Annotated in this window: 28 protein-coding genes and 1 tRNA gene; 10 read left to right on the top strand and 19 right to left on the bottom strand. The window is 62.7% G+C overall.

What is annotated here, in order from left to right:
• Window positions 1-7 precede the first annotated feature (7 nt).
• Window positions 8-616, bottom strand: coding sequence for a TetR family transcriptional regulator (locus SJY18_RS11945; protein ID WP_337337277.1), 609 nt, complete (start codon window positions 614-616; stop codon window positions 8-10).
• 206 nt (window positions 617-822) lie between these two features.
• On the opposite strand from SJY18_RS11945, the gene SJY18_RS11940 reads away from it, so the two are divergent.
• The gene (locus tag SJY18_RS11940) at window positions 823-1794 is read left to right on the top strand and encodes a hypothetical protein (protein ID WP_396667746.1); all 972 of its coding nucleotides are present in this window, start codon (window positions 823-825) and stop codon (window positions 1792-1794) included.
• A 148-nt stretch (window positions 1795-1942) separates the two neighbouring features.
• On the opposite strand, the gene SJY18_RS11935 is transcribed toward SJY18_RS11940, so the two are convergent.
• Complete coding sequence (locus SJY18_RS11935; protein ID WP_396667745.1) at window positions 1943-3445, bottom strand: L-serine ammonia-lyase, iron-sulfur-dependent, subunit alpha; 1503 nt, start codon at window positions 3443-3445, stop codon at window positions 1943-1945.
• A gap of 36 nt (window positions 3446-3481) precedes the next feature.
• Window positions 3482-4717, bottom strand: coding sequence for a trans-sulfuration enzyme family protein (locus SJY18_RS11930; RefSeq protein ID WP_396667744.1), 1236 nt, complete (start codon window positions 4715-4717; stop codon window positions 3482-3484).
• 109 nt (window positions 4718-4826) lie between these two features.
• Between SJY18_RS11930 and SJY18_RS11925 the strand changes: the two genes are divergently transcribed.
• Window positions 4827-5303 (top strand): Lrp/AsnC family transcriptional regulator, encoded by a 477-nt coding sequence (locus SJY18_RS11925; RefSeq protein ID WP_337337273.1) that lies wholly within the window; start codon window positions 4827-4829, stop codon window positions 5301-5303.
• Window positions 5304-5334: 31 nt separating this feature from the next.
• On the opposite strand, the gene SJY18_RS11920 is transcribed toward SJY18_RS11925, so the two are convergent.
• The 5 genes from SJY18_RS11920 to SJY18_RS11900 all read right to left on the bottom strand — a co-directional run bounded on the left by SJY18_RS11920 (window position 5335) and on the right by SJY18_RS11900 (window position 8519).
• Entirely contained in the window at window positions 5335-5907 is a 573-nt protein-coding gene (locus SJY18_RS11920) for a hypothetical protein (RefSeq protein WP_396667743.1), read from the bottom strand.
• On the bottom strand, window positions 5904-6770 hold the full coding sequence (locus SJY18_RS11915; RefSeq protein ID WP_396667742.1) for an endonuclease/exonuclease/phosphatase family protein: 867 nt from the start codon (window positions 6768-6770) through the stop codon (window positions 5904-5906). Before SJY18_RS11915 ends, SJY18_RS11920 begins: the two co-directional genes overlap by 4 nt.
• Window positions 6767-7561 carry a glycosyltransferase family 2 protein gene (locus SJY18_RS11910; protein ID WP_396667741.1) on the bottom strand — a complete coding sequence of 265 codons (795 nt, stop codon included), beginning with the start codon at window positions 7559-7561 and terminating at the stop codon, window positions 6767-6769. The genes SJY18_RS11915 and SJY18_RS11910 overlap by 4 nt, the downstream gene beginning before the upstream one ends.
• A 156-nt stretch (window positions 7562-7717) precedes the next feature.
• Window positions 7718-7790, bottom strand: a tRNA-Arg gene (locus tag SJY18_RS11905).
• A gap of 93 nt (window positions 7791-7883) precedes the next feature.
• Window positions 7884-8519 (bottom strand): asparagine synthase, encoded by a 636-nt coding sequence (locus SJY18_RS11900; RefSeq protein ID WP_396667740.1) that lies wholly within the window; start codon window positions 8517-8519, stop codon window positions 7884-7886.
• Between the two features lie 93 nt (window positions 8520-8612).
• Here SJY18_RS11900 and SJY18_RS11895 point away from each other — a divergent pair, with 93 nt between their 5' ends.
• From SJY18_RS11895 to SJY18_RS11885, 3 genes are all read left to right on the top strand, one after another.
• Entirely contained in the window at window positions 8613-9464 is an 852-nt protein-coding gene (locus SJY18_RS11895; protein ID WP_396667739.1) for an SDR family NAD(P)-dependent oxidoreductase, read from the top strand.
• Between the two features lie 120 nt (window positions 9465-9584).
• Window positions 9585-10226 carry a DUF4956 domain-containing protein gene (locus tag SJY18_RS11890; protein ID WP_396667738.1) on the top strand — a complete coding sequence of 214 codons (642 nt, stop codon included), beginning with the start codon at window positions 9585-9587 and terminating at the stop codon, window positions 10224-10226.
• Complete coding sequence (locus tag SJY18_RS11885; RefSeq protein WP_396667737.1) at window positions 10223-11014, top strand: polyphosphate polymerase domain-containing protein; 792 nt, start codon at window positions 10223-10225, stop codon at window positions 11012-11014. The genes SJY18_RS11890 and SJY18_RS11885 overlap by 4 nt, the downstream gene beginning before the upstream one ends.
• Window positions 11015-11125: 111 nt before the next feature.
• On the opposite strand, the gene SJY18_RS11880 is transcribed toward SJY18_RS11885, so the two are convergent.
• The gene (locus SJY18_RS11880; RefSeq protein WP_396667736.1) at window positions 11126-11509 is read right to left on the bottom strand and encodes a DUF5684 domain-containing protein; all 384 of its coding nucleotides are present in this window, start codon (window positions 11507-11509) and stop codon (window positions 11126-11128) included.
• A gap of 169 nt (window positions 11510-11678) precedes the next feature.
• On the opposite strand from SJY18_RS11880, the gene SJY18_RS11875 reads away from it, so the two are divergent.
• A complete protein-coding gene (locus tag SJY18_RS11875) occupies window positions 11679-11876 on the top strand; it encodes a hypothetical protein (protein ID WP_396667735.1) in 198 nt (65 codons plus the stop codon).
• A gap of 88 nt (window positions 11877-11964) precedes the next feature.
• On the opposite strand, the gene SJY18_RS11870 is transcribed toward SJY18_RS11875, so the two are convergent.
• Window positions 11965-12906 carry an aldose 1-epimerase family protein gene (locus tag SJY18_RS11870; RefSeq protein WP_337337263.1) on the bottom strand — a complete coding sequence of 314 codons (942 nt, stop codon included), beginning with the start codon at window positions 12904-12906 and terminating at the stop codon, window positions 11965-11967.
• A 189-nt stretch (window positions 12907-13095) separates the two neighbouring features.
• Between SJY18_RS11870 and SJY18_RS11865 the strand changes: the two genes are divergently transcribed.
• The 3 genes from SJY18_RS11865 (at window position 13096) to SJY18_RS11855 (ending at window position 15152) form a co-directional block, all read left to right on the top strand.
• Entirely contained in the window at window positions 13096-13452 is a 357-nt protein-coding gene (locus SJY18_RS11865) for a DUF202 domain-containing protein (RefSeq protein WP_337337262.1), read from the top strand.
• Entirely contained in the window at window positions 13449-13802 is a 354-nt protein-coding gene (locus SJY18_RS11860; protein WP_396667734.1) for a DUF202 domain-containing protein, read from the top strand. The genes SJY18_RS11865 and SJY18_RS11860 overlap by 4 nt, the downstream gene beginning before the upstream one ends.
• 120 nt (window positions 13803-13922) lie before the next feature.
• Entirely contained in the window at window positions 13923-15152 is a 1230-nt protein-coding gene (locus tag SJY18_RS11855; protein ID WP_396667733.1) for an MFS transporter, read from the top strand.
• A gap of 63 nt (window positions 15153-15215) precedes the next feature.
• Here SJY18_RS11855 and rhaS read toward each other — a convergent pair whose 3' ends face one another.
• The 4 genes from rhaS to SJY18_RS11835 are packed head-to-tail and all read right to left on the bottom strand — an operon-like array spanning window position 15216 to window position 19930.
• Window positions 15216-16259: a rhamnose ABC transporter substrate-binding protein gene (gene rhaS, locus SJY18_RS11850; protein WP_396667732.1), complete on the bottom strand. Its 1044-nt coding sequence runs from the start codon at window positions 16257-16259 to the stop codon at window positions 15216-15218.
• A 58-nt stretch (window positions 16260-16317) separates the two neighbouring features.
• Entirely contained in the window at window positions 16318-17373 is a 1056-nt protein-coding gene (locus SJY18_RS11845) for an ABC transporter permease (RefSeq protein ID WP_337337258.1), read from the bottom strand.
• Window positions 17370-18407 carry an ABC transporter permease gene (locus tag SJY18_RS11840; protein ID WP_337337257.1) on the bottom strand — a complete coding sequence of 346 codons (1038 nt, stop codon included), beginning with the start codon at window positions 18405-18407 and terminating at the stop codon, window positions 17370-17372. Before SJY18_RS11840 ends, SJY18_RS11845 begins: the two co-directional genes overlap by 4 nt.
• Window positions 18404-19930, bottom strand: coding sequence for a sugar ABC transporter ATP-binding protein (locus SJY18_RS11835; protein WP_337337256.1), 1527 nt, complete (start codon window positions 19928-19930; stop codon window positions 18404-18406). Before SJY18_RS11835 ends, SJY18_RS11840 begins: the two co-directional genes overlap by 4 nt.
• 142 nt (window positions 19931-20072) lie before the next feature.
• Here SJY18_RS11835 and SJY18_RS11830 point away from each other — a divergent pair, with 142 nt between their 5' ends.
• Window positions 20073-21083 (top strand): LacI family DNA-binding transcriptional regulator, encoded by a 1011-nt coding sequence (locus tag SJY18_RS11830; protein ID WP_337337255.1) that lies wholly within the window; start codon window positions 20073-20075, stop codon window positions 21081-21083.
• 9 nt (window positions 21084-21092) lie between these two features.
• Here SJY18_RS11830 and SJY18_RS11825 read toward each other — a convergent pair whose 3' ends face one another.
• The 5 genes from SJY18_RS11825 to SJY18_RS11805 all read right to left on the bottom strand — a co-directional run bounded on the left by SJY18_RS11825 (window position 21093) and on the right by SJY18_RS11805 (window position 25649).
• Window positions 21093-22517 (bottom strand): gluconokinase, GntK/IdnK-type, encoded by a 1425-nt coding sequence (locus tag SJY18_RS11825; RefSeq protein ID WP_396667731.1) that lies wholly within the window; start codon window positions 22515-22517, stop codon window positions 21093-21095.
• 93 nt (window positions 22518-22610) lie between these two features.
• Complete coding sequence (locus tag SJY18_RS11820) at window positions 22611-23135, bottom strand: ribonuclease H (protein WP_396667730.1); 525 nt, start codon at window positions 23133-23135, stop codon at window positions 22611-22613.
• Window positions 23136-23170: 35 nt separating this feature from the next.
• Complete coding sequence (locus SJY18_RS11815) at window positions 23171-23482, bottom strand: ATP-dependent DNA ligase (protein ID WP_337337252.1); 312 nt, start codon at window positions 23480-23482, stop codon at window positions 23171-23173.
• A gap of 28 nt (window positions 23483-23510) precedes the next feature.
• Window positions 23511-24716: a glycosyltransferase gene (locus SJY18_RS11810; RefSeq protein WP_396667729.1), complete on the bottom strand. Its 1206-nt coding sequence runs from the start codon at window positions 24714-24716 to the stop codon at window positions 23511-23513.
• 36 nt (window positions 24717-24752) lie between these two features.
• Window positions 24753-25649 carry an SDR family oxidoreductase gene (locus tag SJY18_RS11805; protein ID WP_396667728.1) on the bottom strand — a complete coding sequence of 299 codons (897 nt, stop codon included), beginning with the start codon at window positions 25647-25649 and terminating at the stop codon, window positions 24753-24755.
• Between the last annotated feature and the right edge of the window lie 6 nt (window positions 25650-25655).

Below are 25655 nucleotides of genomic sequence, written 5' to 3'. Positions count from 1 at the left end.
GTTCGGGTCAACCGTGGAGATAGCGCTGAACAGTTGGGGCAACGCGTTCCACAAGTTCGTCGATAGAGGCATGCGACAGCGCTGGCAACTTGATCACGTAGCGCGCAACGATCAATCCCGCGATCTGCGAGGCGACCAAACTGGCTCGCAGCTGCGCGTCGTCGCTATCGAGCGTGCCTGATACTCGGCCGATCACCTCGCGAGAGAGAAAGCCTGCGAGCAGCGGTGTGGTGAGCCGGTTGCCGAGCGCTGTACGCATGAGGGCCACGCCTCGCCGTTGCACCTCGGGCTTGTCCCACGACTCAAGCAGATATCGGATGATCCGCTCGCCCACCTCGGATTGAGGCCCGGCCAGAATCTCAGGCAACGCCACATCGGGGCGCATCGGCGCACCCACCGCTTCACCGAACAGGTCAGCCTTCGTGCCGAAGTAGTGATGCACGAGGGCAGCGTCCACGTCTGCGCGCGCCGCAATGGCACGCATCGTGGCTCCGTCATAGCCCGCTTCGCCAAACTCGTCGATCGCGGCATACAGAATGCGCTCGCGGGTGTTCGACTCGCCTGCGGGTGGGCGGCCGCGGCGCCGTTTTGGCGTGGGAACGACATATTCCTTCACGGGGCCAGCCTACGCAGGCACGCCCGGTTGCGGCATCCCTCGTCCACAGGTAGTGCTGTGAGCCCTCACCGCAGCGGCGCAGCTTCTCGCTCGGGCGCCGCTGGTGCGGCCAGCATTCGTCCTCCACAGGGAGCCGCAATGAGGCGACGCGCACGCAGTAGTTCCTGCGTAGCCACCGAGGTGCGGCCGACCATGAGACTGCTGAAATGTCTCGACCTGCGCGGGCGCTGCCTGACGAACTCGGTGACGCGTTCGCGGTGCACGCGGCGCTCGAACGCGGCGTGAGCGCTGCCCGACTTCGCTCCGTGGGCCTTGAGCGGCCATTCCACGGCGTGCGAATGTTGCCGGAGACGCCGCATGTGCTTGCTGCGTTCAACCACGATTCAACGCAGCGGGCTGCGATCGAGCGAAAGGCGAAGGCGTTTGAGCAGGTGATGAGCGCCGGTTGGTTCTTCGCCGGTTCGACGGCGGCGGTGTTGTTCGGCGCGCCCGTTGTTCACGGCGACGAGCTTGTCGTCGCCGCAATCCACCCCGCCGATGCCCCGAGGCGGCGGGGCGTGCGGGGAATCAAGGTCTCGAAACATCTCGTTTCGGTGAGCAAGTGCGCGGGCATGCGAGTCTCGTCGCCCGCCTCGACGTGGGCAATGCTCGGAGCTGAACTCACCGTTCGCCAGCTCGTCGCGGTGGGTGACATGTTGGTGCGCGTACCCCGGACCCGGCAAGGGTTTCTCATGCTGAATCATGAACTCGCCACTGTTGATCAGCTGCAGGCTGCGCTTGATGCCGGGCGACGAATCGGCGCCTCAAGACTGCGCCAAGCCCTCGAACAAATTCGAGTGGGCTGCGCGTCACCACTCGAGACGGACTATCGGCTGGATGCCGCGGCCGCCGGGCTTCCCGAACCTGAACTGGATGTCGAGATCTTCAACCGCCGGGGACGCCGCATCGGGATCACTGAGTTTGTGTACCGAGAGTTTGGCACGCTCGTCGAGGTCGAGGGCGACCATCACCGCACCGACCGAAAACAATGGAACCGCGACATCGAGAAGTACTCCGCATACGTTGCGGAGGGCTGGGAAGTTGTCCGCCTGACGTCTGCCCACATTCGCGGACCGCACCCGCGCGCAACGGCGATCGTCCGCGACGCACTCACGCGCCACGGTTGGGTCGCGACCTAGTTCGCCGCGGTGCGCCCCTCGTGTGTGGCGGTGCACCACCCTTGTGTGTGGCGGTGCACCACCCTTGTGTGTGGCAAAGTGCGGAAACCACGGCGCGATTCCCGCACAATCGCCCACACGAGCAGTGATGCATGCGCCTACGCGCGCGTCAGCACTCGATGACGTTGACGGCGAGCCCGCCTTCACTGGTCTCTTTGTACTTGGTCGACATGTCGAGTCCGGTTTGGCGCATCGTCTCCACGACCATATCGAGCGAAACATGGTGCGAGCCGTCGCCGCGCAGCGCCAGTCGCGCCGCTGTGACCGCCGTCGATGCCGCGATCGCGTTGCGCTCGATGCACGGAATCTGCACGAGCCCACCGACCGGGTCGCAGGTCAACCCCAGGTGGTGCTCCATGGCGATTTCGGCCGCGTTCTCGATCTGACGGTTGGTGCCTCCCATGACCGCGGTCAGCCCTCCTGCCGCCATCGCGCATGCAGAACCCACTTCAGCCTGGCATCCGCCCTCGGCTCCAGAAATCGACGCATTCGCTTTGAACAGCGAGCCCAGCGCCGTTGCAGTGAGCAGAAAACGACGGATGCCGCGGCGACGGTTCGCCTCAGCGACCGCGGCATCGTCAGCCACCGCCTGAGCGAGCTCCGCCGCTCCGGCGACCTCGCCCGAGAACCCGAGCAGCGCGCTGCCTACGAGCTCCCCGTAGGGGGTGACCGCATTGCCCGCGCCGAGGCCAGACTCAGCCAAGAACCGCCACCAGTACATCGCAACAGCCGGAACGATGCCCGCCGCACCATTGGTGGGCGCTGTCACCACGCGTCCTCCGGCGGCATTCTCTTCGTTGACGGCGAGCGCGAACGCTCCCATCCATTCCCCCGGAATCTCTTGGTGGCCCTCGGCCTCGGCAGCATCCAGCTGACGCCTGATCATCGAGGCGCGCCGCTTGACTTGCAGCCGACCGGGCAACATGCCGTCAGCGCGCAGACCCGCTTCGACACTGCCTGCCATGGCGTCCCAGATGGCGTCGAGGCCCGCGGCGATCTCTGCGTCAGTGCGCAACGCTTCTTCATTCATGCGCGCGGCTTCGGCGATCGTGATCCCCCGATCGTCGCATGCCCCGAGAAGTTCATCAGCCGAAGCAAAGGTCAGCGGAAAAGCGTGAGACTGCACCCGAGTCGGCTCACCCTCGCGGCGGATGAAGCCGCCGCCGACTGAGTAGTAGGTGTCACTGAGCAAAGTGCTGTCATTGTCGCCCAGGGCCGTCATCGTCATCGCGTTCGGATGAGCGGGCAAGCGGGTGCGCGGCAGCATCTCGATGTCGCTCCGCGAAAACGGCACGGGGCGCGAGCCGTCGACGAGCAGCGCCGCGCCATCGTTCCATCGCGACCACGCCTGACGCACGTCGGCTGGGTCGACCGTCTCGGGCTCGAGCCCCTTCAGCCCGGCGACAACGGCGTCGGGTGTGCCGTGGCCAATTCCCGTTGCGCCTAGCGAACCATACAGAATGCACGTCACACGCGAGACCTCATCAAGCAGCCCGGCAGCGCGCAGGCGCGCCGCGAAGTCGCGGGCAGCCCGCATCGGACCGACGGTGTGGGAGCTCGAGGGTCCGATCCCAATGGAGAACAACTCGAACGCCGAAACGTATGCGCTCACGTCTTCAGGTTACGCTTCCTTGCGAATCAGCCGCGCTCAGCGCGCGTGAACCAGCCGGGCTTCTTCAGGTGTCTGAGCCTCGGCGGGCGAGATGGCGTGGGCCGCATCGAGTGCCGCCATCAAGTCATCGGTGAGATCGTCGACATGCTCGAGTCCGATCGAGAGGCGAACAATACCGGCACCCGGTTTGGCCGGGGCGGCTACCGGACGGTGGGTCAAAGAGGCCGGATGCTGCACCAGCGAGTCCACACCGCCGAGCGATACCGCATGCTCGATCAGTGCGCACGATTCGGTGAAGCGCGCGGCAGCGTCGTAGCCGCCGGCAAGGTCGATCGCCACGATCGACCCGGCGCCCTCAAGCTGAGTGCCCAGCAGTCCCCTCGGGTCTTGTCCCGGCAATCCCGGATAGAAAACACGCCGCACAGCCGGATGCGCACTCACTCGCTCTGCCAGCGTCGCCGCGGTGTCTTGCTGCGCACGAACACGCAACGGCAGCGTGCGCAGACCGCGGTGCAATAGGTATGCCCCCATCGGGTGAAGCAGTCCACCGGTCAAAGCGCGCACTTGCCGCAAGCGCTCCACCCACGACCGATCGCCCGCGACCACACCACCCATGGCATCGCCATGACCACCGAGGTACTTGGTCGCACTGTGCAGAACCAAAGTGGCGCCATGACGCTTTGGCTTCTGCAGCACCGGGGTCGCAAACGTGTTGTCGACAAGCACCGGCACATCGCCGGCGGCCAGCGCCACCTGCGCGAGGTCGACAAGCTCAAGGGTCGGGTTCGCGGGGGTCTCGACGATCACCAGCCCGGTCTCGGGGCGAATGGATGCTGCAATCTCGTCGACGCTCGCCCAGGTGACCGTTGTGCCCAGCAGGCCGCTGGCCAACACGTGATCGGTGCCGCCATACAGCGGCCGAACCGCAACGATGTGTGGTTTTCCTGCAGTGACCGATGCGATCAGACATGCCGAGAGAGCAGCCATGCCGCTGGCGAACGCCACCGCGCCGTCTGTCTCTTCAAGCTCGGCGAGCGCGTCTTCAAATCGAGCGACACCGGGCTGCCAGAGTCGCTGGTACACCGCGCTTCGCCCAGCGCCGAGATCTTGGCCGGTAGCAAGCTCTTCGTACGCGAGGCCACCGGAATCAACATCGGGCAACGGGTATGTGGTGGAGAAGTCGATCGGAGGAACGTGCGCTCCGCTTTCTCTGAGTCCTTCCATTCCCGCGTGCACGGCTCTGGTGTCGAATCGCTGCTGTCTGTTGCCCATCGAGCCAGAACAACAGATTATGGAAGAAGTGGCAATCACGTCTGCAGCATCCGCACTGATTGCCCGAAACTTCAAATATTCTGCGTGGCGGCGCTTCTGGAGGAGCAACATGGCGAAGGTCCTTGATCTCGATAAAACCGACCGAGCACTCCTGCGCGCACTCACGGCCAATGCGCGAGCGTCTGGCTCATCCCTCGCCACGACGCTGGGCATCGCAGAGTCAACGGTGTCGCTCAGACTGCGCCGTCTGCAGAGCAACGGCGTGATTCGGCGCTTTCGTGCCGAGATCGATCCGACTGCAATCGGCGCGACAGTGCAGGCTCTCGTCGCCGTTCGGTTGGTCAAGCACGCGCGCGAGGAGATCGAGGCTTTTCGACGTGCTGCCCCAAGCCTGCCGGGAGTGCTAAGCCTGTTCCATATGGCTGGTGCTGACGACTACCTGCTCCACGTCGCCGCTCGCGATTCGGGCGAGTTGCGAGAGTTCGTGTTGGCTCATCTGACCGGCCACCCCGCGGTGTCGCACACCGAAACCAACCTGATCTTCGAGCACGCTGAGGGCGACGGTTGGGAACTGCTGCTCAGCTGACATTGCCGTCGCGCTGTCGCTGCTGCGGCCCCTAGTCTCGCAGCAGGGTGAGGTGCGCGACGGCGAACCCTGCGAGCAGGGCACCGACGCCACCGACGGCCATGTCGGCGATGGTGTCGCCGTAGGCGACGAAGATGTCGTCGCTGATGAAAGTGAAGCCAATCCATTCGACCATTTCCCACACGGCACTCAGCGCAAGGCCGAAGGCGGTCACGACCACGACGGCCCCCGCCGGAACGAAGCGCTCACTGCGCTGGCTAGGCAGAATGTGAACGCGCGCCAACAGCACGTAGAGCAACGCAGCGGCTACACCTGTGCACACGAGGTGCACAGCAAGGTCCCACCAAGCCACGCTCGTGTACAGGTCGAACACATTGCTCCACGCTGCGACAAGCAGCGTCACCGAGCACGTGATGTCGAACCACGATCGCGCTCCGACAAAACGGGGCACCATCAGGCCGGGCAACGCAAACGCCAGCACTCCCGCGTCTGTGAGGTCGAACCAGATAGCGGCGACCACGACGCTGAGCGCGCCGATCACTCGTACTGCATCTGCCGCCACCTCACCGAGAGTCTGCGGGCGGCGTAAGAAGTTTTCGATCATTCGATTCGCTCCTGCTGGGTAGCATCCACCATCGCATGAATCGGAAGGTGATCAGAGCCCCACGCGCCGCTGTACTGTCGGGGATTGATGGCCGCTCTCAGCACAGCGACGCCCGGCGTTGCGGCAATCATGTCAATGCGCTTTCCCTCAGGTCGCGGCGGACGATAGTTGGCGTAGGTCGCCCACTCGTCGCTCACCCGCACCTCGGCAGCCGCCCAAGTATCGACCAGTTCGCCGTTGCCGAGCAGCTCGCGCACTGCAGGCGAGTGCGGCCCCGCGTTGAGATCTCCCATGATCGCTGCCGGATGTGGCTGTTCAAGTGCGCGACGTCGCACCGACCGTGCCGAGCGTACGCGGGAGCGTTGCGAGAGATGGTCAAAGTGAGTGTTGATCACACAGAGGGATGCTGCTGTGTCGCGGTCGCGAAAAGACGCGGCCAACATGATCCGCGGAAACACGTTGCCCCACGACATCCACGACACTGACCCTGGTTTGTGCGGGCGGTCAGAGAGCGCCAGTTGCTCCCACGACGTCAGCTCGAGTCGATCGGCGTCGTAAAACAGTGGGCAGCCTTCGCCGCGACCGCTGCGACTGCGTCCGACACCGATACTTCGATAGCGATCGCCGAGGGAGTGCGCAACAAACTGCGCTTGGCCAGCGAGCGCCTCTTGTATCCCGAGAATCGTGGGCCGTTCGGCGCGCAACAACGCTGCTATTGACGGGGCCCGGTGAGACCAGCGATCGGCTCTGCGCCAGTGGGGCGACGGCACCCGGCGGCGGATGTTCCAGCTCATCAGGTGCAACGCTGGCGGCGTGGCCAGGCCAACGAGCGCAGGCGGTTCGCGATCGGCATCCTGGTTCATATGTCTGTGCCCTTCTGCCGCCTCGGCGCAACGACCGTGCGATAGAGAACGAGCTTTACCCATCTGACCGGTGCGAAGTCGGCGGGCCAGTGAATCAGAACGGTGCGAAAGCCGCGATACAGACGCAACGCGAACGAGCGTGCGCTGTTGAACGGTCGCATCGACATTCCCATCGATGCGTCGGCCAGGTACCGAATGCGGTAACGCTCGCCAATGTGAAAGGCAAGATCGAGGTCGTCGTGAACATGTTGGTCGTGGCGATGCACCTTGAACCTCGCAGAACGCCAGACCTCACGGCGCATGGCGAGATTCGAGCCGAACACCGGAAGGTGACCGAGTGCCGGCAGCGTCGTTGCGACGTAACTCGCGAGATAGGCAACCGCGATGGGGCCACGCAAAGCCTTGGGGCCATCGATAAAGCGCGCCCCACCCGTGAACACGGCAACGTCGGGGCGTCGAACGAATGCCTCGCAGATCGACTGCACCCAGATTCCCGACGGAACGCAGTCTGCATCGAGCCGCAGAATGAAGTCTCCGCTGGCGAGGTCGTAGCCGTGGGCACTCGCTGCGGGAATACCCGGCTCTTCGCATGTCACCACGGTTGCGCCTGCCGCTGTGGCCACGTTCGCGGAGGAATCAGACGAACCGTTGTCGACAACGATGATCTCGTCGATGTTGCGCGTCTGCTTCTTCAACGCGCGCAAGCATCGCGCCAGCGCAACGCTGTCGTCTTTCACCGGAATCACAACCGACACCGTGGCCTTTTCGGCGGCCAGCCGGGCGCTGTTCATCTCACCTCAGGCATGCATCGACACTACTTGGGGCGCACACAAGGCAAACGATGACGTTCAGCTCGGCTATCCTTTGCCGACTCGCGACGCTGTTGAGCATAAAAAAAGAGCGTCGGTTTCCCGACGCTCTTTCTCAATTACTGTCTCAACACAGTGTGCGCCCGAAGAGACTCGAACTCCCAACCTTCTGATCCGTAGTCAGATGCTCTATCCATTGAGCTACGGGCGCATGGTGCTTGCTCTCACAAGCACCGAGAATCAAGAATACCCCACGCGCGCGCTACTCGCGAATCGGGGCAGGATGCCGCGAATCGGCGCCGGCTCAACTGTCTAGTTCGCTCAGGTCGATGCCAGCTCGACGGGGCGCGGGCGCGTCTTCGCTCGGTGCCGCAGCGCTGACCTGTGCGGATTCCCCGTCTTTCAAATGTCGCCGGTGCGCGGCAAGTTTGGGCAGATCGACCAGTCGCAACGACTGCATTCGGGCATTGCGCATCATCTGATAGTTCGGGTCCAAGTCGGGGCGCATGCCCTCAACGTTGAGGCGACGCTCGAGGTTGGCCGCGACATCTCCCCACGCCGCATCGCGTGATTGCTCTACGAGCACTCTCACCGCGTGAGGGTCTTCGGCATGCAGACGCAGCTGCCTGGCTACGCCGCGGTACTGCTTGCGTCGCTTGCGGAGATTTCTCGTGTCGCGGTCGCGATAGTCATGGGTGCCGCCCGAATCGCTGAACTTTCCCCACGCCCGCTTGGCTTGACGCCTCGCGAGCTCAGCGGCTTCTTCTTGTTCCCGGGCAAGGTGGTTGAGCGTCTCTTGGGCGAACGAGGCGAACCTCGCCGCGTCGAAATCTTCGCCGCGAGCAATCGTGTCGACCAGAATGCGGTTGCGAATCACCAATTTGGCGGCGGCGTACGCAATAGCGACGCCTTCAGCAATGGCATCCGCTGTCTTTCCCATCACAACCTCCAACCTGAAGGCTAGCGTCAGTAGCACCCTGTTCCATCAGTGACAATAGACGGCGACCCTCTTCAATGACGACAAGGTGAAACTGTGGCCAGGAACAAACCCCTCGAAACGCGCGACAAGACAACCGTCATTACGGGCGCTGCGAGCGGAATGGGTGCTGATGTTGCCCGCGATATCGCTCGCCGCGGCGGCAGAGTCGCCCTGCTCGACCGCAACGAAGACGGTCTCGCGACAATCCTTGCCAGCCTGCCCGGCACGGGCCACACTTCTCATCTGATCGACCTCACCGATGACGACGCCGTGGTCGCAGTGGCAGCAGACATCGAGGCGTCTCATGCACACGTCCAAGCGCTGATCACATGCGCTGGGTCGTCGATGCTCGGAAACATCGATCAGCTGACCATGGCTGAAATGCGTTGGCTGATGGATGTGAACCTCTGGGGCACCGTCAACATCACGAAGGCGCTAATCCCGGCGATGCGCCGCGAATCCGCCGCTCATATCACTCATCTGGTCAGTATCTACGGGCTCGCCGCGCCCGCTGGCCGCATCCCGTACGCGATGAGCAAATACGCCGTACGCGGGTTCACCGAGTCGCTGCGACACGAGCTAGAGGGTTCGACGGTGAGCGTCGGTGGTGTGTACCCCGCGGGAGTCAAGACCGGCATCATTCTGCACGGCCGCTACGCCGCTGCCCTCGATCCCGCGATCGCGCAACGTGCCGCGCACGCCCAGGCGAAGATGTACCACACCGAGCCCGCAGACGCTGCGCGCACCATCGTCGATGCCACAGTCAACCGGCGTGCGCGCACCTTCATCGGTCGTGAAGCGCGACTTGTTGACGCGATCACCCGCATTGCACCGAGTCACTATTGGTCGGCCATGCGCAAAACACTGCGCGAGGCAGTCGACACCACAACGCCAATCAATGGGTAGACACGCACCCGCACGTCGTTTACCAATTCGTAACTCTTCATTCAATCAAAGATCTGTCATAGCAAGCACATAGGCGCGGGGCCCTCAATAGGAATGTAACGAATTCCCGGAGGACACCCCATGAGTCAACTCATCGTCATCGCCATCGATCTGCTCGCGATCGGCCTGCTTGCTTTCGCGGTGTATTACCCCCGCCATCGCCGGCGTGACCTTGCCGTCGCGTTTGTGGGCATTAACGTCGGCGTGCTGGCCGTCGCAATGGTACTCGGCTCATCCACGATCAGTGCTGGCCTCGGCCTTGGGCTGTTCGGCGTGCTGTCGATCATCCGGTTGCGCTCGCGTGAAATCGAACAGAGCGAGATCGCCTACTACTTTGCAGCTTTGGCTATCGGGCTGATCGCCGGCATCTCGGGTTCGATCACCTGGCTGAGCGCGCTGCTCATCGCGCTGGTTGTCATCGTGATCTCGATCGTCGACTCGCCTCAGCTGCTGCGGCGTTCGCAAGAGCGTTCGTTGACGCTGGACCGCGCGTACCTCAACGATGCTGAGTTGCAGACAGCGGTCGAAGAGCTGCTCGGCTGCGAAAATGCTACCGTCACCGTGCGCTCGATCGATCTGGTCTCAGACACCACTTCGGTCAACGTCCGCTACAACTCACCCCGAGTACCTCGCCGCGCAAACCCGAGCACACCCGCGACTCCCCCAACGACGAACTCGGCAACCATCACGTCGGCAACAGGCACTCTGCAGGTGCAGCGATGAGCGCCGCGATCGCGCAGCTGAGCGCACTGCCTACCGTTTCTCTTGCTGACCTCAATGAGCAGGCGTCGCTGCAGACCCGGGTCGACCGCAAGTACATCCTGCGCGCCGCCGACGTCGCAGCGGTGCTGGCCGAGCTGCCCGAAGGCGCCGCGATCCTTGAGATCGACGGCGAACGCGCCCTGCGATACGCCTCGCACTACTACGACACCCCGAGGTTCGACAGCTACCTCGGCGCAGCGCACGGTCGTCGACGCCGGTTCAAGGTGCGTTCGCGCACATACGTCGACTCGGGCGGCTCGTTTCTCGAGGTAAAGACCCGCGGTGGTCGTTCCGCCACTGTCAAAGACCGCGTTCCGGTTATCGACGAATCGCTCGACGACAACGGCGTGCGCTACGCCGCAGAAATGCTCGCTGATGCCGGCATTCCCGCTGCTGGCCGCATTGCCCATGGGCTGCAACCAGTCCTCGAGACGCGCTACCGTCGAGCCACGTTGCTTCTGGCACCCGAAGCGGGCGAGGCATCCACGGCGTCGCGCGCGACGATCGACATCGAACTTGAATGGGCCGATGCCAACGGAACTCGGATGAGCCTGCCTGGGGCGGTCATCATCGAGACCAAGTCAGGCCAGCGTGCTGGAGCTCTCGACCGAGCGCTGTGGCGACACCACCACCGTCCCGCCAAGATTTCAAAGTACGGCACCGGTCTCGCTGCGCTTCGCCCTGACCTGCCCTCCAACAAGTGGCGCAGGGTTCTCACGGAGCACTTCCCGCAGGCGATCGCCGCCTAGCGACCTCTCTCCCTCTGCAATCTGAACGAGACAGCCCCGTACGTGGCACTTCACGCCAACTGCGAAAGGCCCGTATGCACTGAGTGCATACGGGCCTTTGACATCCGGCGACTACACGGGCTTGGTGTAGGTCTCCTTGCCGAAGCCGATGATGAAGTAGCCGATGAATGCGAACATCCACAGCAGGAAGAACGAGAAGACGCCGCCCTTGTCGAAGGCGCGACCCACGCGAAGCGCGACGATGATCGAGAACACGATGTTGACGATCGGCACAAGGAAGAGCAGACCGAGCCAAGCAGAGAAGCCCGCGATCTTGGTGAGGATGAAGAAGTTCACGATTGGGATGATGGCGAGGATTCCCGGGTATCCCGCCTTGTCGAATACCCGCCACAGTGCGACAGCGACCAGCACGTAGACGATGATTCCTGGAATTGAGATTGACCCGAAGAGCGTGCCAATGTCTGCGGTTGACGTGACAGAGTTCATGTTCAGCATATTCACAGCATAGGGGTGATCGCGCGACGCCCGCGATACCCGATCGCGGAGCCCCAGCCATGGCAGTCTGGGCCGTCTAACAAGCCACCACGATTAGCGCAAGGGCCTTGTTCGAGAGGATGTCGGTTTCTATCGTGGAACACTAGAGCAACCCCGGAAGGAGCGCGACATGGGATTCATGGACGATGCCAAAGAGACCGCAGAAGCGGTTGGAGAAAGTATCAAGCGTTCTGCACACGACACCACCGACAAGATCGGCGATAAGGCTGACGAGATGAAGGCAGATGCTGACGTCAAGAAGGCCGAAGCGGAGCGCGACTCAGTCGAAACGCGCAATGAGATCAAAGAAGACCTGCGCGACAACTGATCGCGCGTTCGACCGCTGAGAGCGGCATTGCAAGGGCCTCGGAGAACACTCCGGGGCCCTTTGCATTGCCGAGACCGGCGAATCCCCGTCAGAGCGCGACAATTCTCCAGGACGCCACCGTGGTGTCACCGGGTTCGATCACGATAAGCCCGGTGTCGTAGTCGTAGGTGGCGTCGTTGAACGCGTCGGGCGCACAGGTCATCGGTTCAACCGCCAGACCGATTCGGTGCGTTGCCGCAACCCCGGTGTCGGCGGTATGCACCTGAACCCACGGGCACGAGGCATCCCACGACATTGAGACTCCGCACCCGTGGGAGTCGGTGAGATTCACCGTCGCACGGTCGTGAGCGTCGCGGGCGAGTCCGGTATAGGCGTGGTCGATCTCAGCGGTGCCGATCAGACGCGGCGCGCGAAAGTCGAACCGCGAGGGATTCACGGCATCGACCTGCTCAAGACGCTCGGGAATCAAACGTTCTTGCGTCACGGTCAGCACCTGCGCTGCGGGCAGTTCGAGCGTCCAGCCGTCGACGCTGCCCGCACCCGCCACGAGGTAGGGGTGTGGGGCGGTGCCGAACGGCGCAGCATCCGCCGACTCATTCGTCGCCTCGACGCTTTGCGTGAGCCCTTCCCTGGTAAGAGTGAAGGTCGTGCGAATCGAGATGCGCCACGGGTACGACGTCTGCGCGGGAATTACCGCAGCCAGAGTCACGTGGCTGGGTCCTTTGTCAACGGCTTCGTAGTCGAGCCACGCCGCGAGACCGTGCAGGGCATGGTCTCGTGCGGGTTCGGTGAGAGCGAGTTGATATTCCGTTCCGTCAAATGTGTACCGGCCGTCGGTCACCCGGTTCGGCCACGGCACGAGCGTCGCACCCCGATACGCGGGCCGCACTTCGTCTGGCGCGAAGGGCACGACGAGGTCGCGCCCTTCGAAGGTGAGCGAGCGAAGCGTGGCGCCCACGCTCGCAATGACAGCTTCATAGGCGCCGGTCCGAAGCGCATGCTGAGTGCCGGAAAGAGGAGTGCAAGGCATTGTTGTGGTCCTGAACGAGTCGCTAGTGATTCGGATTATGCCGCACCCCACTCGGAGTGGCCAGCGTGGGGGGCCAGCCATGTCGCAGCGTGGCGCGGCACCCATGCATTGACGTTACTGCGAGGCGCGAGATCAACACGACCCGGCACGCGTATTCTGGAACCGGTCAATGCAACTGAGAGGACCCCCGTGGCACGTTTTCCGTCGTTCGTATACGGCCGCGGTGATGAACCCGACGCACGCTTCACCCTCGCGAACGAGCGAACCTACCTCGCCTGGATCCGCACCGCGCTCGCTCTGGTGGCGGCAGGTGTGGCGTTAGAAGTGCTCGGCCTCGATCTCAACCCCGGCCTGCGCCTTGCCGCATCTATCGTTCTCGTTATCGCGGGCACACTCGTTCCCGTGCTCGCATGGATCAGTTGGGCTCGCACTGAGCGTGCGCTGCGCGAAGACAAGCCGCTGCCAGCCTCGCTGCTCGGAAGTGTGCTCATGGTTGCTGTCAGCGTTGCCGGAGTGCTCGTCACTCTCGCCGTCATCATGCGATGAGGCCATCTGACTTCGACAAGGGTCTGCAACCCGAGCGAACTGAGCTCGCGTGGCGGCGAACAATGCTCTCGATTGCCGTCGGTTCGATCGTGGCGATGCGGCTGCTCCCCACGATCTTGGGCAATCCGCTCTGGTTTCTGCCCGGACTGATCGGTCTCGTCGGTGCAGTCACGATCTGGCGTATCTCTGCGCATCGGTATCGACGCGTGAGCCACGCGACCATCACGCGCGGTGACAGAGCGATTCTGCCCGACGGAAAGCTCACCCTTGCGCTCGCCATCATGGCCGGCGGTATCGGCGCATTTGGGCTCGTTGTCCTTGTTCTTGTCACCACCTACGCGCCGCTGTAGCCGAGAGACTGAGGCCTTACCCAGGCGGCTTCGCTACACTCGAGCGACGATTCTTTTCGTGCATCTACCTCGCGCTCTCGGCGGTCCAAGGCGGCACACCAACACCGCCCTGGAGCAAAGATGACCGATACCCTGACGAGAGTTGCACCGCGCCCACCGACGCTTGTGGGCGAAGCGGGTTGGGGCTACTTTCCGATCGCCCTGACCGCACGCTTGCCGTTCGCGATGATGGTCGTCGGCATTCTCACGCTGATCGTGTCGGCTCGTGACTCGTTGGCGCTCGGTGGTATCACCTCTGCAATGACCGGCGTGGGCACAGCGCTCTTCGGTCCGCTGCTCGGTGCAGCTGCCGACAGGTTCGGCCAACGGCGCGTGCTGTTGATCACCGGCACCGCGAACAGCCTGTTGCTGATCGCTATCGCCTGGCTCGCGTTTACGACCGCCGCCGATGGTGCACTTCTTGCCTTGGCGTTCTTGATCGGCGCCACGATGCCACAGGTCTCGCCGCTCTCGCGAAGCCGACTGGTCGGCATCATCCGTCGCTCGTTCGAGGGACAGCGCAAAGCGAAAGTGCTGAGCGGAACGATGGCCTACGAGTCAGCGGCCGACGAGATCGTATTCGTCTTCGGTCCGGTTGTTGTCGGACTGCTCGCCACCACGCAAGGACCAGCAGCCCCCGTAATCGGCGCCGCTCTGCTTGCCCTCGTCTTCGTGACGGCCTTTGCGCTGCACCCGACGGCGAAGACTCCCGCATTACGCGAGGGAGAAAGCGCGGATCAGCAGGCCCCCGTCAAACAGCTGTTGCGACCAGAACTGCTGATCACGGCAGTCGGAACGCTGGGCATGGGGCTGTTCTTCGGTGCGATGCTCACTTCTCTTACAGCATTCATGGCAGAACGAGGAGTGCCCGAGCAAGCAGGCCTCGTCTACGGCGCAATGGGAATCGGCTCTGCGGTGTTTGCACTGGGCGTCGCCTTTCTGCCCGTGCGCTTCAGCCTGCATGCCCGCTGGCTCACCTTCGGCGTAGTCCTCTTCACCGCCTCGCTCGGGCTGATCATGGTCACGACCGTCACGGCGATGGCGCTGTGCCTGCTGGTGATCGGCATCGGCATCGGGCCCACCCTCGTCACCCAATACAGCCTCGCGGCGGCGCGCAGCCCCTGGGGTCGATCAGCGACCGTGATGACGATGCTGGGCTCAGGCGTGATCGTTGGTCAGTCCGCCGCAACCGCACTGACTGGCATTGTGGCTGAAGGTGCGGGTTGGGGTATCGCGTTGTTCGCCCCGATCGGCGCGGCAGCCGTGGTGCTCGGTGCCGGGATCATCAACGCGAGGTTGTCGCGGCGCTAGGCTCCACTTAGCGCGCGAGTGCCCGGTCCCGCACCAGCGGGACCGGGCACTCGCGAAGACGGCCTAGAAGTCGAAGTCACCGATGTTGTCTGCGTCAAACACGTAGGGGTCACCGAGAAGGACGACACCGTCGGCGCCGACTTCGTACGAGCCGAGCTTGCCGCCGTCGAACGAGTCACCTTCAGCACCGGAAATCTCGCCAGTAGCCAACGCCTGAGCAGCAAAAGCCGCGAGGTAGCCGAGGTCCGACGGGTTCCACAGCGCGAACGCGGTGACGGTTCCGTCCTCGACGTATTCGCGCATCTGGTTGGGCGTGCCCAGACCTGTCAGTGCAACCTCACCCTTGTACTCTGAAGTCGACAGGTAACGTGCGGCTGCTGAGATACCCACAGTCGTGGGCGAAACGATGCCCTTGAGGTCAGGATAGGTTTGCAGCAGCGCTGCAGTCTTATCGAATGACGTCTGATCGTCGTCGTCACCGTAGACCACCTCTACGAGCTCGATGTCGGGGTGGTTGGCAGCGAGATCTGCTTGCATCATCTCGATCCACGCGTTCTGGTTCGTCGCGTTGGCCGAGGCCGAGAGAACCGCGATCTGACCAGCATCGCCGATCTGCTCTGCGATGAGATCGACCTGAACTCCGGCGATGCCTTCCGCCGTGGCCTGGTTGATGAAGAGGTCGCGACAATCCGGGTTCGTGTCAGAGTCGAAAGTGACGATCTTCACGCCGGCCGAGCTTGCCTCGCCCAGCGCGTCACAGATCGCCTCGGGATCGTTCGCCGAGACCACCAGCGCGCCCACACCTTGCTGCGCGGCAGTCTGGATGAAGCTCACCTGTGACGTGGGAGTCGCTTCGGTCGGACCTACTTCGTCGAAGGCGCCACCGAATTCCGCGACCGCTTCCTCACCACCAGCACTTGAGGTATCAAAATATGGATTTCCCAAGTTCTTCGGCAAGAAGGTGATGGCGAGATTGGCATCACTGTCGCTCGTATCTGCACTGTCGCTGCCCGTGTTTGACGAGCACCCGGTCGCGACGAGCGCGACTCCAACTGTGATTGCGGCGGCCGCGAGCGCGAACCGCGGCTTGCGCTGTGTTCCAAACATCATTGTTTCCTTTCTGCGTGCTTGCGCACGTCGGGTGGAGTTGTTTTTGGGAGTAGACCTAGACCGCGTCAGCGGCAGTTCGTCCCTTCTTCTTCCCGATGGCCGCAGACCTACGATTCTGCAACCATGCGAGGAGGCTTGCCGACACCACGGAGGCCACGAGAAGCAGCCCCGTAATAACGTTGATGATGTCGCTGGTGATTCCGGCGAGACGCAAGGCGCTTCCGAGTGTGCCAATCAGAAGCACACCCGCAATGACGCCGTGCAAGGCGCCGCGGCCGCCGAATATCGACACTCCGCCCAGCAACACCGCAGCAATGATCTGAAGCTCCATACCCATGGCGTTGTCGCCCCGTGCATTGCTGTAAAGCAGGGTGAAGTACACACCGGCAAAGCCCGACACCGAGCCGCTAAACACAAACAGGATGAATTTCGTCTGGCCGACATCGATGCCCGAAAAAGCGGCGGCCTCTTTGTTGAGTCCAATCGCATAGAGCGAACGGCCGAACGGGGTGAAGTGAAGGAGAACGGCGAAGACGATCGCCAGAATTGCGAACGGAACCATGATCATCGGAACGGGTGTACCCGGAATGTTCGCTTTGGCGAGATCACTCCATGCTTCAGGGAAGTCAGTGATTGCGGTCGTGCCGAGCAGCCCGACCGCAATTCCACGAAACAGCGCGAGAGTGCCGATCGTGACTGCGAGGGAGGGCAGCCCCACAACGGTGACCAGGAACCCATTCACCATGCCTGCGACCGCACCCACCAGCACCGCGAGGATCGCGGCGAGAACAAACGGGAGACCCGCTTGCGTAAGGATGCCGACCATCACGCTGGAGAGTCCAACTATGCTCGCAACAGACAGGTCGATCTCTTCGGTGATGATGATCAGCGTCATCGGCAAGGCAATGAGCAGTATGGGTGCAATGTCGCGTAGCAAATACGTCACGGTGAGCGGACTGTCAAAATTGGGCACCGCAATCAATGAGAAGGCGATCACAATCGCGAGGATCGCGATGATCGTCGATTCACGGGTCAGGAGCACTCGACGCCAAGCTGGCTTTGCATGTGCTTGATAGACGCGCACGGGAGCGCCGGCGGTTGCCGCGGTCATCGTGTCTCCTCTCGTTGTGCGATCAGTCGTCGGTGTTGACGCACTGCCAGAACTCGATCGAGCACGATCGCTCCCAAAATCAATGCACCGACCACAGCGCGCTGCCAGAAGTCATCGATGCCCAGAATCGGTAGCGCACGGTTGATCGTCAGCAAGAGGAAAGCGCCGATGGCGGCACCCCACACTGTGCCCACACCTCCGGAGATGGCCACGCCGCCGATCACCGCAGCGCCGATTGCTTGCAGCTCCCATCCGAATCCTGCGCTCGAGCTAACCGTGCCGTACCGAGCCGCATACAGCACACCGGCAAGACCGGACAGCGCTCCGCTGACCACGAAAGCTGAAATCACACGCCGAGTGACGCGCAACCCGTAGAGGTGAGCTGCTGCAGGATCAGATCCGATTGCATACATCTCTCTACCGCTGCGCAGATTGCGCAAATACCACGCTGCCGCGATGAGCACCACGACCGCGATGATCGTCAGAACTGGAATGCCGACAATCTGGTCGGTGCCCAGCGAACGGAAGCTCTTAGGAAGGTCTGACGCGTTGATGCGGTCGCTGCCGGTCCATGCCACGTTGACTCCGCGGTAGATATACATCGTGCCAAGCGTGATGACCAGCGCTGGCACTCTTGCGAAGGCAACAAGCGAACCGTTGATCAACCCGAGCAACCCGCCGAGGAACACTCCACCGGCAAACACGGCGATCAACGGGACGCCGGGGAAGTCGATGAACATCCGCCCGGTGAGATAGGCCGTGAGGCCGACCACCGAACCAACCGATAGATCGACATTTCGGGTGATGATGACGATCGCCGAGCCAACGGCGACCAGGAGGAGCAAGGATGGCGTGAGCAGAAGGTCGCGAAACCCATCAGCCGAGAAGAGGAATGTCGGGTTGCTTAGTGTAGCCGCGACGATCACGACGACTAGCGCGATCAAGATACCCGTTTCTCGAGCGGTCGCGATCGACTTGACAAGCTTCGTCGCGGAGCTTGTTCCAGGCTGAACCGAAGCAGTCGAAGTGGTCATGACGCAAGCTCCACATCTGCAGTGGCCGCGTACATGATGGCCTCCGGCGTCGCATCGGCACGCGTGAATTCGCCGGTCAGACGCCCCTCGCGCATAACCAGAACGCGGTCGGCCATGCCGAGCACTTCCGGAAGTTCAGAAGAAATCATCAGAATCGCCAGTCCCTGCTGTGCGAGCTGGCTGAGCAGTCGGTGCACTTCTGCTTTCGTGCCGACGTCAATGCCGCGCGTCGGCTCGTCAACGATGAGCACCTTGGGCTCCGTTGCTAGCCACTTGCCGAGGACAACCTTTTGCTGGTTTCCCCCAGAGAGGGTGCCGGTCTCAGCATCCAATGCCGCCGTTTTGACTTCGAGCTTGCTCGCCCAGATCGCCGCAGCTTCATTCTCAGCGCCAGTCCACAGCAGTCCCCACTTGGAGAGCTTCGAACGAATGGCGAGGGTGATGTTGCGCGATACACCATCTTCGAGAACGAGCCCCTGCTTGCGACGATCTTCGGGAACAAGCGCGATGCCGCGTTCGGTTGCCTTGCGCGGATTGCCCTTCGGAAGCGTTTTGCCTTCGAGGGTGATACGCCCGCTCTCATAGGGATCGACGCCAAATATTGCGCGAGCAACCTCACTACGACCGGCACCTACAAGCCCGGCAAGCCCGACGATCTCACCGGCTCGAAGCGTGAACGAAATGTCACGGAACACCCCGGCGCGTGTAAGACCGGCGACCTCACACACGACGTCGCCGACCTCGGAGGGCAGCTTGGGGAACAGTTCCGTCACATCACGTCCGACCATTTGGCGCACCAGGTCGTCCACGGTGGTGTGAGCGATAGTTTCAGTACCGATGTACGAACCGTCGCGCATCACAGTCACCGTGTCGCACAGGTCAAACACCTCGTCGAAGCGGTGCGAGATGAACAAGAGCGCTCGGCCTTCATCGCGCAAACTGCGAGCGACGGCGAATAGCCGTTCCACCTCCACGCCCGAGAGAGCGGCGGTGGGCTCGTCCATGATCAGCACCCGCGCATTGAGCGAGATTGCCTTTGCGATCTCGATGATCTGCTGGTCAGCGATTGAGAGCCCTTCGGTCACTCGATCGGGGTCAAGTCCAACGCCCAGTCGTCCGAATATCTCTAGCGCCTCGGTCCGCATCGCTTTGCGGTCGATACGGCCCACTCGATTTACGGGCTGGCGGCCCATAAAGATGTTCTCGGTGACAGAAAGGTCAGGAAACAGGGTGGGCTCTTGGTAGATTACCGCGATGCCAGCCGACTTCGACTGCGCTGTGCTCGTGAAATCGACAGACTCTCCATCAAGCAAGAGCTCCCCGGCATCGCGGCGGTAGAGACCGGCGACGATCTTGACAAGCGTCGACTTACCTGCGCCGTTCTCGCCAATGAGCGCGTGGATTGAGCCGCGCTGGAGTGCCAGGCTTCCGGATCTCAGCGCAACTACCGGTCCGAATGACTTCACAACGCGGCGAAGTTCAAGCGCGGGATGCTGCACGGCGGGGGCGACATCATCAGTCACTGCGGCCTCCTCCTTGAGGTTGAATCCGAATCTGAATCGATTCAGAGAGGTTTCAGGCTACTCTAAGTTCACCGATGCAAAACGGTCAAGTCGTAAACCCGATGTGACCGAAACGTGATCCGACGACGAAGTGAGGCTGACTGTGGTGGTAAGCATCCGTGACGTTGCAACCCGTGCGGGGGTGTCCGTAGGCACCGTCTCGAATGTTCTGAACCGTCCTCATGAGGTCTCGGTCGAATCCGTCGACCGCGTCACCAAGGCCATTGACGCTCTGGGCTATGTGCGCAATGACGCTGCGCGAAAGTTGCGCGCGGGAGTCAGCACGACCGTCGGCTTCGTCGTGCTAGACGGCCAGAACCCGTTCTACAACGAAGTCGTTCGTGGAGCCGAAGATGAAGCAGCCCGCCACGGAATTGCCGTGCTGTACGGCAACACCGATGAAGATCTCAGCCGAGAAAAGGTCTACATTGACTTGTTCGAAGAGCAACAGGTGCGAGGCCTGCTCATTGCTCCATACGGTGATGTGACCGCCAGGCTGCAACGCCTGAAATCTCGCGGGATAGCGACAGTACTCGTAGATCGATTCAGCGGCGACGGGCGCTTTTCGTCGGTGTCTGTAGACAGCGTGGTGGGCGGCCGCATGGCGGTCGAGCACTTGATCGAAACTGGCCGCCGACGGATCGCCTTCGTAGGGGGTCCGTTCGACATCCGACAGGTAACAGACCGTCTGGCTGGTGCACGCGTCGCTGTTGAAAACGCTACCAACACCGCGACGCTTGAGGTTGTCGCTACGGCAGCGATGACGGTCGACGACGGTGTCGCCGCCGGCGCCAAGTTGCTCGCGCGACCGATGCACGACTGGCCTGATGCACTCTTCGCCGCGAATGATCTCATCGCTTTGGGCCTATTGCAGGCGCTCGCTATCGACGGCCGGCTAATTGTTCCCGAGGACGTGGCCATCATCGGTTTCGATGACAACGCCTTTGCCGCGGCGGCGGCAGTGCCGTTGTCTTCGATCCGGCAACCGAGCCGCATGATCGGGCGCACCGCGCTACGAATCTTGCTCGAAGAGGCTGACGATGCAGACAGCATTGCTCGCCAGACCGTGTTCCCGCCCGAACTGGTGATCCGTGCCTCCACGCATCCGCGGTGAGAACTCCGCTCAGCTGAGCGTGCGGCCCAGCCAGTCGCGAGCGCGACCGGATAGGCGTTTCGCAAGCTCTGTGTCTGCGGCCCACGACTCGAAGCCGTGCGGTGCGCCCTGCACGATGTCGAGCACCACATCCACTCCAGCTGCGCGAAGACGACGCGCGTAGGCGATGTCTTCATCGACGAAGAGTTCGATGTCGGATGCGTAAACCCATGCGGGCGGCAGTCCTGAGAGGTCTTCGCGCCGCGATGCCACCGCGTAGGGCTGCGTCGCTTTCTCGTACTGCTTGCCCAGGTAAGACGTCCAGCCGACAAGGTTGGCGCGGTTGTTCCAGATCAGGTGACCCGCGGCATCCAATGATCGATCGGCTGCTGTGCGATCGTCGATCATCGGGCAGAACAGCCATTGCGCGGCAACCTGATCACCCCGGTCGAACAGTTTTTGCGTGAATGCAGCGGCGAGTCCGCCCCCGGCGCTTTGACCGCCGACGGCAATGCGCTGGGTGTCGATGCGCAGCTGGTCGGCATGAGTGTGCATCCAATGCCACGCAGCATCAAGATCGTCGAGCGCAATCGGGTAGCCGTGTGTGGGGCTCGCTCGATACTCCACCGAAACGACGGTGATGCCCAGCCGGGCAGCCGTCTCACCACAGAATCGGTCATCCATTTTGGCGGCGCCGAGCACCAGCCCACCCCCGTGGATCCAGAACAGCCCACCGGCCGTCGTGCGTTGACCCGAGGGCTGATAGACGCGAAGATTCACGTTTCGCTCACGCACGACACGACGATCGACTCCGTCGACGTCGAACGAGGACACCAGTTTCGAACCGTGCACGAAGATCGCCCGCATCAGGCGGTTTTCCAGTCGGATGTCTGGCGCGCGTCGGGCGAGGGCCTGCAACTCGGGTGCGACGTCGTCGCGCGATACCGGCGTGTGCGAAGAACGACGGGGCCAACCAGCAAGGACTTCTTCAACCACAGCCCGTGGGTGCTGGGCGACATTCACAACAACACCGTGCTCATCAGCGGCGAGCGGGTCAAGCGTGGCGAGCTGTGAGATCAGCAGCGATGCCGGCATGAAGTGCCCTGCACGCGCGCCCAGGCGCTCTGCGAGCAGTTCAGGAGTGCCGACAAGGTGCGCAAAGACGAGGTCTTCAGCGTGCGCCCGCAGAATGTCTCGATGTTCGCGGCGCAGCGCTGAGCACGCGAGAACGACATACTCGCCACGCGCAGAGCGACGCGCAACCTCATCGCCGACGGCAGCAAGCCAGGGGCCGCGGTCGGCATCGGTCAACGGCGTGCCAGCCGACATCTTGGCGATGCTCGATTCAGGGTGAAAGTCGTCGGCATCGAGAAGTACCGCCCCCGTCGCGGCCGCGACGCCTTCGGCAATAGTGGACTTGCCCGAGCCTGTTACGCCCATCACGATCAGCGGCACAGAAACTCCAAGGTGTCGACGTCAGCGGGACTCTGTTTGCCGAAGCATCCAGAACTTCAGTGTAGGGAACCCGTGCGTGGGTTTGCGGTGCGGCTACTTGCCGGGTGCGTTCGAGACGTCGAGTCGTTCTTTGCCCCCGTGCGATGACCAAGCGCTTGCCACGCCTTTCGCCGCATGCGTCGACGCCCGAACTGCCCGCTCGTCAGCCCATTCGTTGAGCACATGGCCCGCGTGGCCACGCACGTGCTCGAGCACAACATCGGGCATTCCGGCAGCGCGCCGCGCGTCGCGCGCCACAATCAGCTGTTCGAGAATCTCGCGGTTCTTCGTGGGAGCGCCGGCTGAGGTCTTCCAACCGCGGCGACGGTGGCTGTCCATCCACGATTGATACGTGTCGATGGCGTACTTCGAGTCGGCCTGCACCACCAGGTTCTTCACGTCGACGTGGTCTTCGATCGCGTGAAGCAGCCCGAGCAGTTCGCCGATGTTGTTCGTGCCCTGGGGAATCGAGCCCGCTGCCCAGTGCCCGTCTTCAGCAACCCATGCCCATCCCGCCGGCCCGGGGTTTCCCTTGCAAGCGCCATCAGTGGCCACGGTATAGGTCTGCTCGTCAGTCACCGAGCAAGGCTAACTCGTTTGGCGGACGAGCACTGTCAGGATGCGGGCTGTGCGTCCTTGGGCTCGGGCGAAAGGGTGAGCCCGGATGGGCTGCTCGCCGAGAGCATGAGCTCTTCGACCCAGAGCCGGTTGATCGTCTGCGGTCGGCGATCGATGAAATGAAACTGGAGGGGTACGGACGCATGAATCCAGAAGCTGCGGCGGCCGGTGCCGTCTCTGAGTTCATGATCGAACATGAACGACTCTGAGCGACGAAGCTTGTTCATGACCACCAATCGAAGGTGCGCAAGGGTGCGATCGTCGATATCGATCGCGTTCGCTGACGTGTCATAGATGAATCTGCCCACACAGAGACAATAGCCCGTAGTTCACCGGCTACTGTGCGCGCGGGCGCCAAGTCGACTCGACGACCTCAAGTGCAACCGTGATGCCATTCTCGTCTGCCATGCGCTCCGCGAGCGCTCGGTTGGCTGACGCGTACACGGGCACGGCGTCGAGGGCCGTCCCGATCGTGTTGGCCGAAACCCTGCGATAAGGAATGGGTTTGGGTGCGAGCCCCGCGCGGTGAAGGTGCTTTCCCCAAAACGGCTGGTCAGCGATGAATGGCACCACAATCGACGTCGTGCCCGCCCGTGCTGCGGTATGCACAGTGCCGGCGCCACCATGATGAATCGCGGCAGTCGCCTGCGGCATCACCTGCGCGTGCGGTGCCGAGTCGGTGACGAAGATGTCAGCACCGAGAAGATCCTCGGTCACTTCAATGCCGCCCCAGCCTGTGACAATCAGCGTTCGGATGCTGCGTGCTCGCGCAGCCTCGATGATTGCGCGACCGCGAGCTGCGGCGTTGCCCGCGGCCATCGAACCGAAGCCCGCGTAGACGAATGGTTCAGCGATGAACTCGGCTAGTGCCGTATCGAGCGCTCTCTCTGTTGCGGGGGCCGTCCACGGCCCGGTCAGGTGAACGCTCTCGGGCCAATCGTCGGGACGCGCCAGCAGCTGCGGACTCACCGTGACCATGGTGGCTGCGGGCGCCGACGCACTGGTTGCTGAAGCGCCGAGCAACGCGGCAGCCTCGGAGAGTTCTTCCCGGAACATTCCGGCCGCCGCCCCCATGGCCTGGTATGTGAGTCTATTGACGGCACCACCGAGGCTTGCGGTCGTGGTGCCGGGTGCGGCAAACGCCCGTGTCGGGGCCGTGACCGGTACCGCCTCGACCACGATGTGAGGAATGCCGAGATGGTCGGCGACAAGGGGCGCCGAAACGATCTTCGGGTGGTACATGAGCACATCGGGCGCGAAATCACGCGCCGCGCGTGCACTGTTCACGATCACGGCACGCATCACCGGCTTCACCGTGGAGCGGAAGGAGCGCATCGCCGTCAGCGGCGACACTCCTTGATCGGCGATCATCGCCGAGAAGTCGGCACCAAGACTGATGGCGTCAAGCCCCGAGAGATCTACGCCGGAGTTGTCGGGGAGGGCGAGTCGCACCTTGTGCCCGGCTGCTTGAGCACCGCGGGCGAACGCGGCGAACGGTTCGACATCGCCACGCGAGCCCGCGGTGATCAGCATTATCTTCATCGGGCAACCCTAGCGAAGGCTGCTACGCAGCCGAGGTCAGGGCGAAGGTATGCCGCCATTCACGTTGAGAGTCTCACCGATTACATACGAAGACTCGGCCGACGCTAAGAACACGTACGCCGGCGCGAGCTCTGCGGGCTGCCCCATCCGTCCGAGTGGGGTGTCTTCACCGAAGTGAGCGATCTTCTCTTGCGGTTGGCCATCTGTGACTTGCAGCACCGTCCAGATGGGGCCCGGCGCAACCGCGTTGACCCGAATACCGCGCGGTGCGAGCTGTTGCGCGAGACCCTTCGTGAACGCGTTGATCGTCGCTTTGGTCGATGCGTAATCGACCAGCACAGCTGACTGCTTGTATGCCTGAATGGACGTCGTGTTGATGATGGACGCCCCCGCCGGCAGGTGGGCGAGCGCCGCTTTGGTGATCCAGAACATCCCGTAGACATTCGTCTTGAAGGTGTCGTCGAATTGTTCATCTGAGAGCGTTTCGAGGTCTTCGTTGAAAACCTGCTTGCCGCCGTTGTTCACGAGTATGTCGAGGCCGCCCAACTGATCTGCGGCGTCAGCGACGAGCGTGCGGCAATACTCAGCATCCCGAAGGTCACCGGGCAATTGAACGGCAACAACCCCCGCCTCCCGCACCAGCGCCGCTACACGGTCAGCATCTTCTGCTTCGCTCGGCAGGTACGACATCGCCACCGACGCGCCCTCGCGCGCAAAGGCGATGGCGACGGCGGCCCCGATGCCCGAATCTGCGCCGGTAATGAGCGCACGTCGCCCCTGCAGGCGACCGGTTCCGCGGTAGGTGCTTTCGCCGAGGTCGGGCTTGGGTTGAAGATCAGCCTCAAGGCCGGGTTCAGGCTGATGTTGCTTTTTCGGTTCGTATTCGGCGTGCAGCTTGGCAGGGTCTACAAGGGTGTATTGATCGCGTGTCATATTTAC

Source organism: Microbacterium sp. R86528 (assembly GCF_044596335.1).
Lineage (GTDB): Bacteria > Actinomycetota > Actinomycetes > Actinomycetales > Microbacteriaceae > Microbacterium > Microbacterium marmarense.
The sequence above is the reverse complement of the archived record's forward strand: the minus strand, read 5'-3'. Positions and strand labels throughout refer to the sequence as shown.

Coding starts and splice junctions, on each gene's coding strand:
- SJY18_RS11915 (WP_396667742.1), bottom strand. CDS start 6,770: ATGAACCAGGATGCCGATCGCGAACCGCCTGCGCTCGTTGGCCTGGCC.
- SJY18_RS11810 (WP_396667729.1), bottom strand. CDS start 24,716: ATGAAGATAATGCTGATCACCGCGGGCTCGCGTGGCGATGTCGAACCG.
- SJY18_RS11885 (WP_396667737.1), top strand. CDS start 10,223: ATGAGCGCCGCGATCGCGCAGCTGAGCGCACTGCCTACCGTTTCTCTT.
- SJY18_RS11910 (WP_396667741.1), bottom strand. CDS start 7,561: ATGAACAGCGCCCGGCTGGCCGCCGAAAAGGCCACGGTGTCGGTTGTG.
- SJY18_RS11920 (WP_396667743.1), bottom strand. CDS start 5,907: ATGATCGAAAACTTCTTACGCCGCCCGCAGACTCTCGGTGAGGTGGCG.
- SJY18_RS11860 (WP_396667734.1), top strand. CDS start 13,449: ATGAGGCCATCTGACTTCGACAAGGGTCTGCAACCCGAGCGAACTGAG.
- SJY18_RS11930 (WP_396667744.1), bottom strand. CDS start 4,717: ATGGGCAACAGACAGCAGCGATTCGACACCAGAGCCGTGCACGCGGGA.
- SJY18_RS11940 (WP_396667746.1), top strand. CDS start 823: ATGTCTCGACCTGCGCGGGCGCTGCCTGACGAACTCGGTGACGCGTTC.
- SJY18_RS11870 (WP_337337263.1), bottom strand. CDS start 12,906: ATGCCTTGCACTCCTCTTTCCGGCACTCAGCATGCGCTTCGGACCGGC.
- SJY18_RS11880 (WP_396667736.1), bottom strand. CDS start 11,509: ATGCTGAACATGAACTCTGTCACGTCAACCGCAGACATTGGCACGCTC.
- SJY18_RS11890 (WP_396667738.1), top strand. CDS start 9,585: ATGAGTCAACTCATCGTCATCGCCATCGATCTGCTCGCGATCGGCCTG.
- SJY18_RS11900 (WP_396667740.1), bottom strand. CDS start 8,519: ATGGGAAAGACAGCGGATGCCATTGCTGAAGGCGTCGCTATTGCGTAC.
- SJY18_RS11875 (WP_396667735.1), top strand. CDS start 11,679: ATGGGATTCATGGACGATGCCAAAGAGACCGCAGAAGCGGTTGGAGAA.
- SJY18_RS11840 (WP_337337257.1), bottom strand. CDS start 18,407: ATGACCACTTCGACTGCTTCGGTTCAGCCTGGAACAAGCTCCGCGACG.
- SJY18_RS11805 (WP_396667728.1), bottom strand. CDS start 25,649: ATGACACGCGATCAATACACCCTTGTAGACCCTGCCAAGCTGCACGCC.
- SJY18_RS11855 (WP_396667733.1), top strand. CDS start 13,923: ATGACCGATACCCTGACGAGAGTTGCACCGCGCCCACCGACGCTTGTG.
- SJY18_RS11845 (WP_337337258.1), bottom strand. CDS start 17,373: ATGACCGCGGCAACCGCCGGCGCTCCCGTGCGCGTCTATCAAGCACAT.
- rhaS (WP_396667732.1), bottom strand. CDS start 16,259: ATGTTTGGAACACAGCGCAAGCCGCGGTTCGCGCTCGCGGCCGCCGCA.
- SJY18_RS11925 (WP_337337273.1), top strand. CDS start 4,827: ATGGCGAAGGTCCTTGATCTCGATAAAACCGACCGAGCACTCCTGCGC.